At 73.4% G+C, this 16,682-nt stretch carries 12 protein-coding genes; 10 read left to right on the top strand and 2 right to left on the bottom strand.

What is annotated here, in order from left to right; translation table 11 throughout:
- Positions 1-1,275 (bottom strand): MFS transporter, encoded by a 1,275-nt coding sequence (locus tag ACZ7LT_RS09065; RefSeq protein WP_471235331.1) that lies wholly within the window; start codon positions 1,273-1,275, stop codon positions 1-3.
- Positions 1,276-1,482: 207 nt separating this feature from the next.
- Positions 1,483-3,183, bottom strand: coding sequence for a class I adenylate-forming enzyme family protein (locus ACZ7LT_RS09060; protein ID WP_471235330.1), 1,701 nt, complete (start codon positions 3,181-3,183; stop codon positions 1,483-1,485).
- Positions 3,184-3,726: 543 nt separating this feature from the next.
- Here ACZ7LT_RS09060 and ACZ7LT_RS09055 point away from each other — a divergent pair.
- The 10 genes from ACZ7LT_RS09055 (at position 3,727) to ACZ7LT_RS09010 (ending at position 16,682) form a co-directional block, all read left to right on the top strand.
- On the top strand, positions 3,727-5,529 hold the full coding sequence (locus ACZ7LT_RS09055) for an AMP-binding protein (protein WP_471235329.1): 1,803 nt from the start codon (positions 3,727-3,729) through the stop codon (positions 5,527-5,529).
- Positions 5,526-6,662 carry a beta-ketoacyl-[acyl-carrier-protein] synthase family protein gene (locus tag ACZ7LT_RS09050; RefSeq protein ID WP_471235328.1) on the top strand — a complete coding sequence of 379 codons (1,137 nt, stop codon included), beginning with the start codon at positions 5,526-5,528 and terminating at the stop codon, positions 6,660-6,662. Before ACZ7LT_RS09055 ends, ACZ7LT_RS09050 begins: the two co-directional genes overlap by 4 nt.
- Positions 6,659-7,750 carry a beta-ketoacyl synthase N-terminal-like domain-containing protein gene (locus ACZ7LT_RS09045; protein WP_471235327.1) on the top strand — a complete coding sequence of 364 codons (1,092 nt, stop codon included), beginning with the start codon at positions 6,659-6,661 and terminating at the stop codon, positions 7,748-7,750. Before ACZ7LT_RS09050 ends, ACZ7LT_RS09045 begins: the two co-directional genes overlap by 4 nt.
- A 71-nt stretch (positions 7,751-7,821) precedes the next feature.
- The gene (locus ACZ7LT_RS09040) at positions 7,822-8,082 is read left to right on the top strand and encodes an acyl carrier protein (protein WP_471235326.1); all 261 of its coding nucleotides are present in this window, start codon (positions 7,822-7,824) and stop codon (positions 8,080-8,082) included.
- Positions 8,079-8,849 carry a 3-oxoacyl-ACP reductase FabG gene (gene fabG, locus ACZ7LT_RS09035; protein WP_471235325.1) on the top strand — a complete coding sequence of 257 codons (771 nt, stop codon included), beginning with the start codon at positions 8,079-8,081 and terminating at the stop codon, positions 8,847-8,849. The genes ACZ7LT_RS09040 and fabG overlap by 4 nt, the downstream gene beginning before the upstream one ends.
- Positions 8,850-8,862: 13 nt before the next feature.
- A complete protein-coding gene (gene thyX / locus ACZ7LT_RS09030) occupies positions 8,863-9,660 on the top strand; it encodes an FAD-dependent thymidylate synthase (protein WP_471235324.1) in 798 nt (265 codons plus the stop codon).
- Between the two features lie 133 nt (positions 9,661-9,793).
- Positions 9,794-11,014, top strand: a complete 1,221-nt coding sequence (locus ACZ7LT_RS09025; RefSeq protein ID WP_471235323.1) for an acyl-CoA dehydrogenase family protein — start codon at positions 9,794-9,796, stop codon at positions 11,012-11,014.
- A gap of 24 nt (positions 11,015-11,038) precedes the next feature.
- Positions 11,039-13,249, top strand: coding sequence for an anthranilate synthase component I (locus ACZ7LT_RS09020; RefSeq protein WP_471235322.1), 2,211 nt, complete (start codon positions 11,039-11,041; stop codon positions 13,247-13,249).
- Positions 13,246-15,213, top strand: coding sequence for an FAD/NAD(P)-binding protein (locus ACZ7LT_RS09015; RefSeq protein ID WP_471235321.1), 1,968 nt, complete (start codon positions 13,246-13,248; stop codon positions 15,211-15,213). Before ACZ7LT_RS09020 ends, ACZ7LT_RS09015 begins: the two co-directional genes overlap by 4 nt.
- Positions 15,210-16,682 (top strand): nitrosuccinate lyase, encoded by a 1,473-nt coding sequence (locus ACZ7LT_RS09010; protein ID WP_471235320.1) that lies wholly within the window; start codon positions 15,210-15,212, stop codon positions 16,680-16,682. Before ACZ7LT_RS09015 ends, ACZ7LT_RS09010 begins: the two co-directional genes overlap by 4 nt.

Genomic DNA, 16,682 nt, shown 5'->3' with positions numbered 1-16,682 from the left:
TCAGCGGGTCGCTTCCTCGGCGGGCGCGGCGCTCGTCGCGGGCCCGGCCGGGGCCGCCGGTTGCGCGGCCGGGGTGTTCCTGGCCCTGGCGGAGAGGCAGATCACGGCGATCGCCAGCAGCTGGAGCGCCACGGAGACGGCCATCAGCCAGGTGGCGCCGTGGCTCAGCGCCATGCCGCCGGCGAGACCGCCCACGGCCTGACCGGCGTAGACGGCCGAGCCGTTGAGGGAGAGGGCGACCGGGCCGCGCGGGCCCGCGGTGGTGATGAGCCGCTTCTGCTGCGCCGGGTTGATGACCCAGCCGATCAGACCCCACAGGGCGATCAGGACGTACAGCAGCACCCCGCTCACGGCGGTGCCGGAGGGGCCCGCCCAGGCGAAGAGGGTCAACAGGCCGAGGACGACGGCCATCAGGGCCGAGGCGAGGACGGCGACGCGCTGCGGCGGATAGGTGTCGATGAGCCAGCCGGCCGCCATGTTGGAGAGCACGCCGCACAGGCCGTAGAGGAGGTAGACCCACGAGACGGCGCCTTCGCCGATGCCCGCGGTCCGCTCGGCGAACCACGGGATGTAGGCGTAGAGCGTGAACATGCTGCAGTACGTCAGCGCGCTGCCGAGCAGGATGGTCGGGATGCCGGGCAGCTTCGCGGCCCGGGCCCGGTCGGCCAGCGTGGCGATGTTGGCGGCGGGGGTCGGCGGCAGCGCCCGGGCCAGGCCGACGAGGGCGACCAGGCTCAGGAGGGCGACGAGCACGAAGGTGGCGCGCCAGTTGGCGACGTGCCCGACGAGGGTGCCGATCGGCACGCCGAGGGCGCTGGCGAGGGTGAGGCCGCCGAGCACGGTGGTCAGGGCCCGGCCGCGCTCCTCCGGTGCGGCGACCGCGGCGGCGCTGGCCGAGGCGGCCGGCATGAACAGGGCGGCGGACAGCGCCGCGAGGACCCGGGCGGTCATCAGCACCGCGTAGTTGGGGGCGACGGCCGCCAGTACGTTGGCCGCGACGAAACCGGCGAGGGCGATCGTGATGACCTTGCCCCGGTCGAGGCTGCCGGTGGCGACGGCGAGGAAGGGCGCGCCCAGGGCGTAGACGCCCGCGAAGACGGTGATCAGCAGGCCCGCCGTCTCCAGGGACACCCCGAGGCTCTGTCCCATGGCGGGAAGGACGCCACTGATCACGAAGGCGTCCGTGCCCAGGGCGAAGGCCCCGAGCGTCATCAGCAGGATCGGCTTGCGGGCCGCTCCGCTGGGCAGGGTGGCGGTGATGGCTGGGACGCGCATGATGGCGGTCTGATCCTCCAGTTAGCGAGGCGGCCGGCGGACGGGCGCGTCCGCCGGGGGCTTCTCGGGGGCCCGCCCGGACGGCCGGAGCCGTACGGGCGGGTGGGGTGTCCTACGGACGGCGGGTCAACGCGCCGCGGTCGGCCCGGAGCCCGGTGCGGGGCGGGTTGGCGTCCCGCGGTCCGGTCGGCGGCCGGGGCGCGGCGGTCAGCGCGCCGGGCTCGCGGCGAGGCCGGGGGCGGCCAGCTTTCCGGCCGGGGCTGCGGCCACGTAGGCGGACAGATCGGCGTACTTGTCGCGGAGTTGACGCTTGAGCGTCTTCTCGGTGGGGCCCACCGGAATGTCCTCGTCGCGGGTGGCGATCTCCAGGACGGCGAGCTCCGGCTGGCCGACGCCGGCCAGCGCCGCGTTGGCGAGCTTCAGCAGCTCCTCGGCGTCGGCGCCCTCCGCGTACGGCCGCACGACACCGACCGGTACGGTCCGCCCGCCGTCGCGGCCGGCGACGACCGCGCAGTCGGCGATCTGCGGGACGTGCAGCAGCAGCGCCTCCTCCATCAGGACGGAGTAGCCGTCGCCCTCGGCGGTACGGATCCGGTCGACCACCCGGTCGACGTGGAAGAACTCGCCGTCCGCATCCTTGCGGGCGAGGTCGCCGGTCAGCCGGTAGGTGCCCAGCCGGCTGCGGTAGTACGTGTCGGAGTCGTTCCAGTAGCCGGGGGAGACCGAGCCGCCGCGCACCGCGAGGAGGCCGATCTCGTCCGGGTCCGCCTCGGTGCCGTCCTCGCGCAGCACGGTCACGTCGGCGATCGGCACGGGGCGGCCGATGTGCCGGGCGCGAGCCGGGGTGTCCTGGGTGATGACGCGGCGCAGCGGGCCCCAGCCGAGCTCGGACGCGCCGAGGGAGTCGCCGAAGACCGAGCCCGGCACGCGCTTGCCGTCCTGCGTGTGGTGGCCCAGGGCGGTCAGGGTCCGTACGTGCGGGTCGTGCGCCGAGTCACCGGTGTTCAGCCAGTACTCCACCGACGCGAAGTCGGCGGGGTCGGGGTCGGAGGTGGCGAGCGCGGCGAACGTCGGGTGGAACGCCATGATCGTGGTGGGCCGGTAGGTGGCGGTGGCGCGGGAGAGGCTCGCGGGGCTGCGGTCGGTGAGCGTGACCAGCGGAAGGCCCGCGAGGAGCGCGTAGAAGGTGAAGGCGATGGCCCCGGAGTGAGACTGCGCCACGGCCGAGAGCATCACCGAGTTCTCCGGCTCGGGGTGGACCGAGAGCCGGAAGCGGGCGCCCTCGACACTCTGACGGTGCGTCCAGATCACGAGCTTGGGGTTGCCGGTCGTGCCGGAGGTGTGGCACAGGACCACCGGGTCGTCGTCGGCGTGGCGGTAGCGCGCTGCGTCCGGCAGCGCGTGGCCCGCGAGGTCGGCGTCCGATCGGACCCAGGACGCCCGCAGCGCGGGCAGCGCCGCCTGCCGGCCGTCCAGGAGCGCCAGGTGCGCGGCGTCCGTGTAGAGACCGACGGCGCCCGAGCGCTCGATGACGCCGAGGGCGACCTCCGGGCGCATCCGGCCGTTGATGAGGACGGGTATCGCGCCGATCTGGGCCAGCGCCGTCAGGTGGACCTGGTCCTCGAAGGAATCCTCGATGTAGACCGCGACGCGGTCGCGTGCCGAGATTCCCTGTGCGAGGTACCACGCCGACCAGGAATCGGCGAGCGCGCACAGCTCGGCGAGGCTGAATTCATGCCGGGGGACCCCGTCGGCATTCACGAGGGTGCGCTCGGAGACCAGCACGGGAAGATCGGGTGTACGGCTCGTGTCCAGCGCCGTACGCCAGGCGTTTCCGCCGCCAAAATTGCCCTGGAGGAGCTGGTCGCGCTCCTGCTGAGTACGCAAGGTGCGTGAAGAGAAAGGCATTTGTTCACCTGTTCTGGACGATGGCGTGGCGAGAGCAGGACGCAGCGGGGGTTTTCTCCTGCAAAGGCGGTCGGAAGAGGCAGAAGTTGCCGAGGGGCGACCGGTCGGGGCAAGAGCCCGGAGGACCTTAGCACCAGGTCAGACGGAGGGCCAATCTTGCGGCGGTGGGCCGACCGCAAGGCCCCGTAACTCCGGCCGCACGCCCCTCAGCTGTGAGTTTGTCATCACATGATGACTCGTCATGTCCGACTTGGCGGGCGATCGTGACGAACCGTCATGTTCGCCGCCGGTGCTCGCAAGGGGCGCGGAATTCTATGCGCGTAGTGTGCTGGAAAGTACAGGTCAAAGAGGTGTGAACGTTCTGTGTCGACGCGAGCAAACCGGACAGCGACGGGAATCTGAAGATCAGATTCGTGTATGGTCCTGGTTGCCGCCGGTGCGTATCGGAAGGGTTGAGGAGCGGGTCCGTGACATCGGATGCGCGGCCCCTTCGGCATTCGGCTTGAGCAGACATCTGAGTCTTCTTGAAAAGGACCCTCGCTGGTGCGCGATGTAGTGCGGGACGATGCTGTGCGCGACAGGTTGCGTAAAATCGTGGCATCGATTCTGGAAATGGAAGTGGCCAGCATTGATTCCGATGCGTCGTTCTACGAGGACCTCGGCGTCGATTCCCTGGAGAAGGTCGAGCTGGTGGCCAGGATCGAGAGCGAGTTCGGTCTCTCGCTGACCCCGGCGGAGGCGGCCGCCGTCACCAGCGTCGACGCCGCCGTGACCGTCCTCGGCGACCGCGCCGCACCGCCGGCGGGCCTCGATCTGATCGGCCGTCTGGTGGCCGGACATGTCGACGCCGGGCACGGCGAGCGGATCAGCTACCTCGACCCCGACGCCGGAGAGGTCACCTACCAGGGCCTGTTGGACGCGGCCCGCGGATACGCCGGCGCGCTGGGGACCGCCGGTGTCGCCGAGGGGAGCCGGGCGCTGCTGGTCGCGGACGACTCCGTGGCCACCGTCGCCGCGGTCCTCGGCCTGTGGTGGCACGGCTGCGTACCCGCCGTGGTCAGCCCCCTGCTCACCGACGACGAGATCCGCTACATCGCCGACGACTGCGCGGCCGCCGTCGTCCACCTCGACGCCGCGCCCAAGCGGCAGCGGGCACTTGACACACTCTTCGCCGAACTGCCCCGGCTGACCGGCGACGACGTCCGCACCGCCCTGACCACCGGCGCCGACGGTCCCGCACACCGCCCCGAGCAGGCCGGAGCCCCCGCCCGGTGGGAGCCGGAGCGCGAGGCGCTGGTGCAGTACACCTCCGGAAGCACCGGCAGGCCCAAGGGGGTGCGGCACTCCGCCGGAGCCGTCGAGGCGCTCTCCCACGGCGTCGGCGACCTCCTGGCACTGACCCCCGACGACACCGTGCTCTCCACCGCCCGGATGTCCTTCGGCTACGGCTTCGGCAGCTCGGTCCTGTGCCCGCTGGCGGCCGGCGCCCGCGTCGCGCTCCTGCGCGGCACCGTCGACATCCACTCCGTCACCGCCGCCCTCCAACGCCACCGCCCCACCGTGCTGTTCTCGGTGCCCCGGCTGTACGCGGCGCTGCTCGACGCGGCCGAGGCGAACGGCCCCCAGGGCACCGTCGCCGTCGACCAGCTGCGGCTGTGCGTCGCGGCCGGCGAGAACCTCCCCACGGCCCTGGGCGAACGCATCCGTACCGCCTTCGACGCCGAACTGGTCAACGGACTCGGCGCCACCGAGGTCCTCTACATCGTCGTCGGCACCCCGCCGGGCCGGCCGCTGCCCGGCACCTTCGGGCTGCCGGTTCCGGGGGTCACCGCCACCGTCCGCGACAAGGACGGCACGCCGCTGTCCGGCGCCACGGAAGGCCGCCTGCACATCACCGGCCCCACCGTCGCGCTCGGCTACATCGGCCGCCCGGAAGCCGCCGCCGCCACCTTCGCCGACGGCGGCGCCTACACCGGCGACGTCGTACGCCGCACCGAGGACGGCGCCTTCACCCATCTGTGCCGCGCGGACGACCTGCTCAACCTCGGCGGCTACAAGGTCCCCCCGAGCGAGATCGAGACCGTCGTCCGCCGGGCCGAAGGCGTCCAGGAGTGCGTCGTGGTCGGCGGCACCGACGCCCACGGCCTCGAACAGGCCGTTCTCTACCTCGTCGCCCGCCCCAGCGCCGACCCGGCCGCCGTCCGCCGCGCGGTCATGGCGTCGATCCGTACGAACCTCGCCTCCTACAAGCGCCCCGGCCGGATCGAATTCCTGGACCGCCTCCCGGTCACCTCGACCGGCAAACTCGCCGCCTTCGAACTGAGGAAGCAGGCCGCACAGCTGTGACCTGGGACATCACCGGAATGGGAGCCGTCGCCAACATCGGCGCCGACCCCCAGGAGATATTCGACGCCCTGTGCTCCGGCCGCGAGAGCCGCACACCGCTCAAGGCCTTCGACCCCGACAAGTACCGGGCCGCGTACGCCTACGAGATCGACGACCGCGCCGAGGAAGGACGCGACGAACCGCTGCGCGCCACCCGCTGGCTCGACACCGCGGTGCGCCAGGCGCTCGCCGACGCGGGCCTGGACGAGGACCTCTCGCGGATCCCCGTCCTGGTCGGCACCACCATGCGCGAACAGCGAAGCAGCGAGCTGTGGTGGCGCGACGGCGCCCAGGTCGGCCTCGCCGACCTGCACTTCGGCACCCACCTGAAGAACACCTTCGGACCGAGCGCCAGTTACACCTTCGCCAACGCCTGCTCCGCCACGCTCTACGCCCTCGGCATGGCCACCGACATGATCGAGCTCGGCATGGCGGACACCGTCGTCGTCGCCGGCACCGACTCCGCCACCGAGAGCGCCTTCGGCACCCTCGACCGGGTCCAGAACGACACCCCCGAGGCGCTGCGCCCCTTCGACTCCTCGCACAAGGGCATGCTCATGGGCGAGGGCGCCGTGGCCGTCGTCGTCCAGCGCGCCGGAACGGGCCGCGGCCCGGTCCACGCCCGGATCCGCGGCGTCGCCATGAACTGCGACGCCCACCACGCCACCGCGCCCGACCCGGACGGCATCACCCTCGCCGTCCGCGACGCCCACCGGCGGGCCGGCGTACGCCCCGAGGACATCGACCTGGTGATGCTGCACGGCAGCGGTACGCCCCGCAACGACGCCACCGAATCGGGCGTGCTCAGCGCGGTGTTCGAGGACAGCGGTCCCGGCCCCCTCATGACGGCGATCAAGTCGATGACCGGCCACACCCTCGGCGGCTCGGGACTGCTCAGCCTCGTCATGGCCGCGCTCGCGATGCGCCAGGGCGTCGTACCGCCGGTGCTCGGACTCACCGACCCCATCCCGCAGGCCGCCGGACTGCGCCTGGTCCAGGGGCAGGCGGCCGCCGCCGAGCTGAACATCGCGCAGATCGACGCCTTCGGCTTCGGAGGGATCAACGCCGTGGCGATTGTGGAGGCCGCACGATGAACACGACCAGCACCCAGGCCGCGAAGGCGGCCGACACCGAGGGCTTGAACACGGCCGGCGCTCAGGCCGCGCGCACGGCCGGCACCGAGGGCACGAACGCGGCCGACACGGAGGCCGCGCCCACGGCCGGCACCCAGGCCGCCGACGCCCGTACCGTCGTTGTCACCGGCGTCGGGCTCGCCCTGCCCGGCGTGGGCGAGCCGGCCGACCTGCTCGGTCCGCTCCCCGCCGAGGGCGGCTTCGACCCGGCCACCGGCCTCACCGGCCGCGAGATGCGGCACAAGGACCGCGCCTCCCGGCTCGCGCTGCGGGCGGCCGAGCCCGCGCTGCGCGACGCCGGTCTGCTCGACGACGACGGCCGCTTCCTCGGCGCGGCCGACGCGACCGCCGTCGTCGTCAGCTCCAACCTCGGCAGTCTCGACACCGTCTGCGAGTTCACCGACACCATCGCGCGCTCCGGCGTCGGCGGCCTCAGCCCGCTCGGCCTGCCGCAGACCTCCAGCAACGTCGTGGCCGGCTGGGTGGCGATACGGCACGCCCTGCGCGGCCCCAACCTCACCGTCTGCAACGGCGCCACCAGCGGCCTGGACGCGCTCTACTGGGCGCGGAACCTGATCGCCGCCGGGCGCGCCGAGACGGCCGTGGTCGTCGGCGTCGAACCGTCCGGCGACGCCGTGACCAAGCTCCTCGGCCGGCAGACCACCGACGCCGCGGTCGCCGTCGTCCTGGAGTCCCCGGCCACCGCCGCGGCCCGCGGCGCCCGGCCCCGCGCCACCTTCGGCGGCTACGCCCGTACGCAGGACCTCCCGAGCGCGCTGACCGAGGCCGCGGCGGCCGAAGCCGCCCCCGTCGGGCTGTGGCTGACCGGCCCGGCCCCCGGGCAGCCGCCGGCCGGCGTGCCCGCCGGTGCGCGGCGCGTCGATCTGGAGGCCGGGCTCGGCCCGCTCTCCGGCGCGCTCGGCGTCCTGCAGTGCGCCGCCGCGGTCGCCCACCTGGACGGCGGCGGCGAAGGAAGCGTCCTCGCCACCACCGGCGGCCCGGACCACGACGCCACCGCCGCCCTGCTGCTGACCCGCCCCGACGCCTGACGCGGACGGCCGGCACCTCAGCCCCCACACCACCCCCAAGACCCATCATCCGTCCCTGAGAGGAACCACCCATGACCACCGCGACCGTCAACATCGAAGACCTCCGCACTCTCATAGCCGGCGCCCTGGAGACCGAGCCGGACGAGGTCACCGACACCGCGCACTTCACCGACGAGCTCGAGATCGACTCGCTGATGCTGCTCGAGATCTCCACCCGTATCGAGAACGCCTACGGCATCCCCGTCGACGACGTCGTCATCAGCGGCGTGCAGACCCTCGCGGAGCTGCACACCTTCCTCACGTCCCGGCTCGGCGGCGAGCACTCCGCATGACCGGCCGACAGACCGCACAGGGCCCCACCGGGAACAGGCCGGTGGCGCTCGTCTCCGGCGGCTCCCGGGGCATCGGACGCGCGGTCGTGACCCGCCTCGCCGAGGACGGCTACGACATCGCGTTCTGCTACCACTCGCGCTCCGACGCGGCCGACGAGACCGCCGAGGCGGCGGCCCGCCACGGCGCCCGGACCTTCGCCCACCGCGTCGACGTCGCCGACGCGGCACAGACCCGCGAATTCGTCACCGCCGCCGAGGCCGAACTCGGCCCGCTGGACGCGGTGGTGACCGCCGCGGGCATCACCCGCGACCGGCCGCTGGCGCTGATGGACGACAGCCAGTGGCAGGACGTCGTCCGCACCAACCTCGACGGCACCTACCACGTCTGCCGCGCCGCGATCCAGTCCCTGATCAAGCGCCGGACCGGATCCATCGTCACGCTGTCGTCCATCGCCGGCGTGTACGGCGGCGTGGGCCAGACCAACTACTCGGCCTCCAAGGCCGGGATCATCGGCTTCACCCGCGCCCTCGCCAAGGAGTACGGCAAGTTCGGCGTCCGCGCGAACGCCGTCGCGCCCGGCTTCATCGACACCGACATGACGTCGGCGGTGCCGGAGGCCGCGCGCAAGAAGTACCTGGGCCAGATCCCGCTGGCCCGGTTCGGTGTCGCCGAGGACGTGGCCGACCTCGTGTCGTTCCTCGTCTCGGACCGGTCCGGCTACATCACCGGACAGGTCCTGGGCATCGACGGCGGAATCGCGATCTGAGAGGGCGACTGAAGTGAAGCATGTGGAACCCGAGGTCTTCCTGGTCGCGAGCCCCAAGGTCGACTACGCCGCGATGGCCGACTACCTCCGCGAGGTCGGCGGCGAGAGCTGGCTGGAGCGCCTCGACACCGGCGCCCTGGACGCGCACCTCAACGACCCGCAGAACCTGGCCGAGTTCGCCGGCCGCGCCTGCTACCGCTCCTGGGAGCCGGGTCTGAACCCCAACGTGGTCCGGATCCGCGCCGACCAGGAGCAGTACCTCGGCAACATCCTGGCCAGCGCGCACGGTTCGGTCCTGGAGCACATCAGCTTCACCTTCGTGCTGCACAACGTGAGCCGGGTGCTGACCCATGAGCTGGTCCGCCACCGGGCGGGCGTCGCCGTCTCCCAGGAGTCGCTGCGCTTCGTACGGCTCCAGGAGCTGCCGTTCTGGTTCCCCGAGTGGGCCCGCGAGGACCCGGAGCTGATGGCCCGCGCCACCGACATGCTCACTCGCATGGAGGAGTTCCAGGGCTGGATGGCCGACCACTTCCAGCTCGACGCCGAAGGGCTGCCGTTCGCGGAGAAGAAGCACAAGACGTCGTTCATGCGCCGGTTCGCGCCGGACGGCGTGGCCACCGGACTCGTCTGGACCGCGAACGTACGCGCCCTGCGGCACATGATCGAGGCCCGCACCGCGCCCGGCGCCGAGGAGGAGATCCGCCTCCTCTTCGACCGGGTCGGACAGCTCATGCGGCAGGAAGCCCCCGCGCTGTTCTCCGACTACGAGGTCGAGGACGGGGCCTGGGTCCCCAAGTGGCGCAAGGTCTGACCCCGCCCCCGGCCCCGTCCGTACCCGCCCGGCCCGGGCCCCCGTCCCTGTCCGCCCGGACCGGTGCGCGAGCCCGGTCCGGCGCGGCCGCCCGCCAGGACCGTCGCGTCCGGCACAGAAAGTGAGCATTCCCATGTCTGTCTCCAGCACCCTGGAGATGCCCGCCTGGTCCGGCGCCGGGCCCGCCACCACGCCCGCGGAGATCCTGGCCAGGGCCCGGGCCGCCGCCCCCGTCCTCGCCGCCCGCGCCGAGGAGATCGAGGAGGCCCGCAGGCTCCCCGACGACATCGTCGCCCTGCTGCGCTCCACCGGCGTCTTCACCATGGCCTACCCCGCCTCCTGGGGCGGCCCGGTCCTCACCCCCGTCCAGCAGACCGAGGTGATCGAGGCGCTCGCCACCGGCGACGCCTCCGCCGCCTGGTGCGCGATGGTCGGCATGGACAGCGGTCTGTTCGCCGGCTTCATGGCCGAACCGGCCGCCCGTGAACTCTTCCCCGACCTCGACATGATCACGGCCGGCGCCATCCCGCCCAAGGGCCGCGCCGACCGGGTCCCCGGCGGCTACCGGGTCAGCGGCGACTGGCAGTTCGGCAGCGGCATCACCCACTGCGACCGGGTCATCGCCGGTGTCCTCGTCTACCGCGACGGCGAGCCCGAGCCCAACCCGCTGCCGGTCGGCGGCCGCGCCCACTGGCGGATCATCGTCGCCCGGCCCGAGCAGTTCGAGATCTCCGACACCTGGTACACCACCGGTCTCGCGGGCAGCGGCAGCCGCGACTACCGCGCCAAGGACCTCTTCGTCCCCGAGGAGCACACCTTCAGCTTCGCCAACCCGGTCGTCCCCGGCCCGGCGGCCACCCCCGACTCGATCCTGCGGACCATGCCCGGCGTGCCGCTCGGCGTCGCGCGCGCCGCCCTCGACCGCGTACGGGAGATGGCGAAGACGCGGGTCGACCGGCCCACCCGCCAGCCCTGGCCGCAGAACTACCGGGTGCAGACCACGCTCGCGCAGTGCGAGATGGACCTGCTCGTGGCCCGCCACGCGGTCTACGGCACCCTGCGCCGCCAGTGGGAGCTGCTCACCTCCGGCGCGGAGATCACCGCCGACGAGCAGGTCGCCGTGGCGCTCGCCCGGGTCAACGCCTTCCGCACCGCGCGGACCGTCGTCTCCACGCTGTTCGACCTGGTCACCACCGCCGCGATCTACCGGCCCTCGCCGCTTGACCGGTGGCTGCGCGACCTGAACGCGATGTGCCAGCACGCCACCGTGCAGGACCAGATCGTCCAGTCCGCCGGCGCGATCCTGCTCGGCGGTAAGCCGCAGAACCCCATCGCCCTCGGGCTCCCCGAGTAACCCAGCAAAGGAAGCACGTCCCACGTGGAGACGACCGAGTATCTGACCGACGGCGGTGTGCGGGTCGTGCGCACCGCGACGCCGGTCGACCCGGATCGCGACAGCGCGCTGTTCGGTGAGTTCGTGGCCGCCGTCGAGAACCGCCGCGGCGGGGTGCTCAGTTCGGGGGTGGAGTTCCCGGGCCGGTACAGCCGCTGGCACATGGCCTACGTCGACCCCTGCGTGGAGATCACCTCACGCGGGCGCCGGCTGACCGCCCGCGCACTCAACGACCGGGGGCGGATCCTGCTGCCGGTCCTCGCCGCCGCGCTGGCGACCGCGGGCGACGTCAGGCACGGCGACGGCACCGCCGAGGTCACCGTCGCCGCCGACGAGGGGCCCTTCGCCGAGGAGGACCGCACCCGCCGCCCCACCGTGTTCACCGCCCTGCGCGCGGTGACGGCGGCGCTGCGCGGCAACGACCCGTATCTCGGTCTTTACGGCGCCTTCGGCTACGACCTCGTGCACCAATTCGAGCCGATCCGGACCCGCCGGGAGCGCCCCGCCGACCAGCGCGACCTGGTGCTGCACCTCGCCGACGAGATGATCATCGTGGACCGGCAGCGGGAGACCTCCGCCCGGCTGGCTTACGACTTCGTCGTCGACGGCGTCTCCACCGAGGGCCTGCCCCGCACCACCGCACCCACCCCCGCCCCGGCCCACCGCGACCTGCCGGCGCAGCCCGTCCCCGGCGTCTACGCCCGGCTGGTGGCCGACGCCAAGGAGAAGTTCCGGCGCGGCGACCTCTTCGAGGTCGTCCCCAGCCACGAGATGTACGAGCGGTGCGACTCCGCCGTCGCGGCCTACGAACGGCTGCGGCGCCGCAACCCCGCACCGTACGAATTCCTCTTCAACCTCGGCGGCAGCGAATACCTGGTCGGCGCCTCCCCGGAGATGTTCGTCCGCGTCCGCGGCCACCGCGTCGAGACCTGCCCCATCTCCGGCACCGCCCCGCGCGGCGCGGACGCCCTCGAGGACGCCGAAAGCATCCGGGAACTGCTCAACTCGGCCAAGGACGAGTCCGAGCTGACCATGTGCACCGACGTCGACCGCAACGACAAGGCCCGCATCTGCGAGCCCGGCTCCGTCAAGGTCATCGGACGCCGCCAGATCGAGCTGTACTCGCGCCTGATCCACACCGTCGACCACGTCGAGGGCCGTCTGCGCCCCGGCTACGACGCCTTCGACGCCTTCCTGACCCACATGTGGGCGGTCACCGTCACCGGCGCGCCCAAGACCTGGGCGATGCAGTTCATCGAGGACCACGAGGACTCCGTACGCCGCTGGTACGGCGGCGCCGTCGGATTCGTCGGCTTCGACGGCTCGATGAACACCGGCCTCACCATCCGCACCGCGCAGATCCGCGACGGCATCGCCGCCGTACGGGCCGGAGCGACCCTGCTGTACGACTCCGACCCGGACGCCGAGGAGCGCGAGACCCACCTCAAGGCGCGTGCCCTGCGCGAGGCCCTCACCGAGACCGCCCCCGAGGCCCAGGCGGCCCCGCGGCCCGCCCCGGGCGCCGGGACCAAGGTGCTGCTCGTCGACCACGAGGACTCCTTCGTCCACACCCTCGCGGACTACTTCCGCAGCGCGGGCGCCGAGGTGACGACGCTGCGCCACGGATTCCCCTGCACCCTCCTCGACGAGATCCGGCCCGGCCTCGTTGTGCTGTCCCCGGGCCCCGGCCGCCCCAAGGACTTCGCCTGCGCCGAACTCCTCGACGCGGTGTACGCCCGCTCCATCCCGGTGTTCGGCGTGTGCCTGGGGCTCCAGGCCATGGTCGAGCACGCCGGCGGCGCCCTCGCCCAGCTGCCCGCCCCCGTGCACGGCAAGCCCGGCCGGATCACCGTCACCGGCGGCGCGCTCTTCGACGGACTGCCCGCCGAGTTCACCGCCGCCCGCTACCACTCCCTGCACACCACACCGGAGCTGGCCCGGCCCGCCACGGACGGCTCCGCGACGGACGGCGCCGCCTTCGAGGTGACCGCGCTCACCGGCGACGTCGTCATGGCCGTCGAGGACCGGGTCAACCACCGCTACGCCGTGCAGTTCCACCCCGAGTCCATCCTCACCGCCGCCGGCGGCGCCGGACACCGCATCATCCGCAACGTACTGCGGCTCGCGCGGCGGACGGACGCCGAGCGGCCCACCGCCGACGCACCCCGCCACGACGAAGGGGACGCACCGGCATGACCAGCGGCCTTCCCAGAACGCTCTGCCTCGTCGGCGCGGGCCCGCGCGGCCTGTCCGTCCTGGAGCGCCTGTGCGCCCAGGAACGCGCCCGTCCCGCGCACCCCGCCGTGACCGTGCACGTCGTGGAGCCGTACGAGCCCGGCGCGGGGGCGGTCTGGCGCACCGACCAGTCCCGCCACCTGCTGATGAACACCGTGGCGTCCCAGATCACCGTCCACACGGACGACAGCTGCCGCATCGACGGACCCGTCGAACCGGGCCCCAGCCTGGTGGAGTGGGCCAGGTCCCTGGCCGCCGACTGCGACCGCGGCGGCCACGACGAGCAGACCCTCGCCGAGGCGCGCGACCTCGGACCGGACACGTACCCGAGCCGGGCCTTCTACGGCAGCTACCTGTCCGCCATGTTCCAGGAGGTCGTGCGGCGCGCCCCCGCGCACGTCACGATTGAGGTGCACCGCACCCGCGCCGTGGCCCTGACGGACAGTCACGGCGAAGCCGACGGCGAACAGGCCGTCTGCCTCGCCGACGGCACCTGGCTGCGCGGCCTCGACGCCGTCGTGCTCGCCCAGGGGCACGTACCCGTCCGGCCCGCCGCCCACGAAGAGCGCACCGCCGGGCTCGCCCGGATGTACGGCCTGCGCCACTTCCAGCCCGCCAACCCGGCCGACCTCGACCTCGGCGCCGTGGCCCCGGGCGAGCCGGTGCTCCTGCGCGGACTCGGCCTCAACTTCTTCGACCACATGACCCTGCTGACTCAGGGCCGCGGCGGCTCCTTCACCCGCGTCGACGGACGCCTGGTGTACCGGCCGTCGGGCCGGGAGCCGCTGATGTACGCGACCTCCCGCCGCGGCATCCCGTACCACGCCCGCGGAGAGAACGAGAAGGGCGCGTCGGAGCGGTACCACCCCCGTCTCCTCACCCCCGAGCACGTCGCCGCCCTGCGGGCCTGCGCCGCCGACGGGCAACGGATCGATTTCCGGGCCCAATTGTGGCCGCTGATCGCCCGCGAGGTGGAGAGCGTCCACTACGGCGCCTCGCTGGCCGCCGCGGGCCGCGCAGGCGAGCGCGCCGCCTTCGTCGACGCCTACCTCGCCTGCGAGAGCACGGCCGGCCGGGAGGCCCTGCTGGACGCCGCCGGCATCCCCGGCGCCGAGCGCTGGAGCTGGGAGCGGCTCTCCCGCCCCTACGGCGACCAGGAGTTCCCCGACCGGAACGCCTTCCGCGCCTGGCTCCTCGACCATCTGCGGCGCGACGTGGCCGAGGCGCGCCGGGGCAACGTCAGCGGGCCCCTCAAGGCCGCCCTGGACGTCCTGCGCGACCTGCGCAACGAGATCCGGCTCGCCCTCGACCACAGCGGTCTGGACGGCGACTCCCACCGGGACGAGCTCGACCGCTGGTACACGCCGCTCAACGCGTTCCTCTCCATCGGTCCGCCCGCCTCCCGTATCGAGGAGATGACCGCGCTGATCGAGGCCGGGGTGCTGGAGCTGACCGGCCCCGGGACGCAGATCCGTGTCGACACCGTCGACCCGGCCTTCGTCGCCTCCTCCCGCATGGTGCCCGGACCGCCCGTACGGGCCGGTGTGCTCATCGAGGCACGGCTGCCCGAGACGGATCTGCGGCGCACCGCCGACCCGCTGCTCCAGCACCTGGTCGCCACCGGACAGGCCGTCCACCACCGCGTCCCCTCCTCCCGCGGGCCCGCCCACGAGACCGGCGGCCTCGCGGTCACCGAACGCCCCTACCGGCTCAAGGACGCCGAAGGATGCCCACACCCCCGCCGGTTCGCCTACGGCGTCCCCACCGAAGGGGTGCACTGGGTCACCGCGGCCGGTATCCGGCCCGGCGTGGACTCGGTCACCCTCGCCGACTCCGACGCGATCGCCCGCGCCGTCCTCGGCCTCACCCCCTCCCACCGCCCGTCGTCCGCCGACGCGGCCCGCCTCCAAGGAGCCCTCGTATGACCCGCCCCCCGGACCCGCTGACCGACTCCGGTCTGCTCTCACCGGTCCGGGCGGGCACTCCCGTGGAGGCCGCCGTCGGCGATCTCGCCTGGCTCCAGGCCATGCTGGACGCCGAGGCGGCGCTCGCCAGGACCCAGGCCCGGCTCGGCGTCCTGCCGCCGCGGGCCGCCGAGGTCATCACCGCCGAGGCCCGCGCCGAACACTTCGACCTCAGAGCGCTGGCGCTGGCCTCCCGCGAGACGGCCAACCCCGTGGTGGGACTCGTACGGGCGCTGACCGGGCGCGTCGCCGCGGTCGACCCGGCGGCCGCCCACCACGTGCACCGCGGCTCCACCAGCCAGGACATCTTCGACACCGGCGCGATGCTGGTCGCCCAGCGCGCCCTGCGTCTCGTACGGGCCGACCTCGCCCGGGCCGTCGACGCCCTCACCGCACTCTCCGTACGCCACCGGGACACCACCATGGCGGGCCGGACCCTCGCCCTGCACGCCGTCCCCACCACTTTCGGGCTGAAGACCGCGGGCTGGCGGTCCCTGCTCCTGGACGCCGACCGGCGCCTCGGGCGGGTCCTGGACGGCGGGCTGCCCGTCTCCCTCGGCGGGGCCGCCGGCACCCTCGCCGGCTACCTCGAGTACGCCCGCCTCGACGGCGACTGCCCGCCCGACCCGGCCGACCACGTCACGCGCCTGACCGGCACGTACGCCGAGGAGACCGGCCTGGCCGCCCCCGAACTGCCCTGGCACTCGCTGCGCACGCCGATCGCCGACCTCGCGGCGGCCCTGGCGTTCACGGCCGGCGCCTTCGGGAAGATCGCCGTCGACGTGCAGGCCCTCACCCGCACCGAGATCGCCGAGGTGGCCGAGCCGGCCGCCGTCGGCCGGGGCAGCTCCTCGGCCATGCCGCACAAGCGCAACCCCGTCCTCGCGACGCTGATCCGCAGCGCCGCCCTCCAGATCCCCGCCCTGGCCACCGGCCTCACGCAGTGCATGCTGTCCGAGGACGAGCGCTCCGCCGGCGCCTGGCACGCCGAATGGCAGCTGCTGCGCGAGTGCCTGCGCCTGACCGGCGGCGCCACCCACACCCTCGTCGAGCTGGTCGAGGGACTGGAGGTACGGCCCGAGCGCATGGCCGCGAACCTGGCCCGTACCGGCGGCCAGATCGTCTCCGAGCGGATCGCGGCGGTCCTCGCCCCCCGGCTCGGCAAGGCCGAGGCCAAGCAGGCCCTCACCACCGCCTCCCACGAAGCGGAACACTCCGGCCGCCCGCTCGCCACGGTCCTCGCCGAATCGCCTCAGCTGCGCGGCCACTTCACCCCCGACGAGCTGGCCGCACTGTGCGACCCGGACGGCTACACCGGCGCCGCCGCGGCCCTGGTCGACCGCGCCGTCGGCCGCCCCCGCCGGCCCGCCGCCCGCGCGTACACCATGGCGCCCCCCACCCCCACCCCCCACCTGACGACGACGAAGTGA

This window comes from Streptomyces sp. NPDC039465, from assembly GCF_055639315.1.
This window is presented reverse-complemented; position numbering and strand designations above follow the sequence as displayed.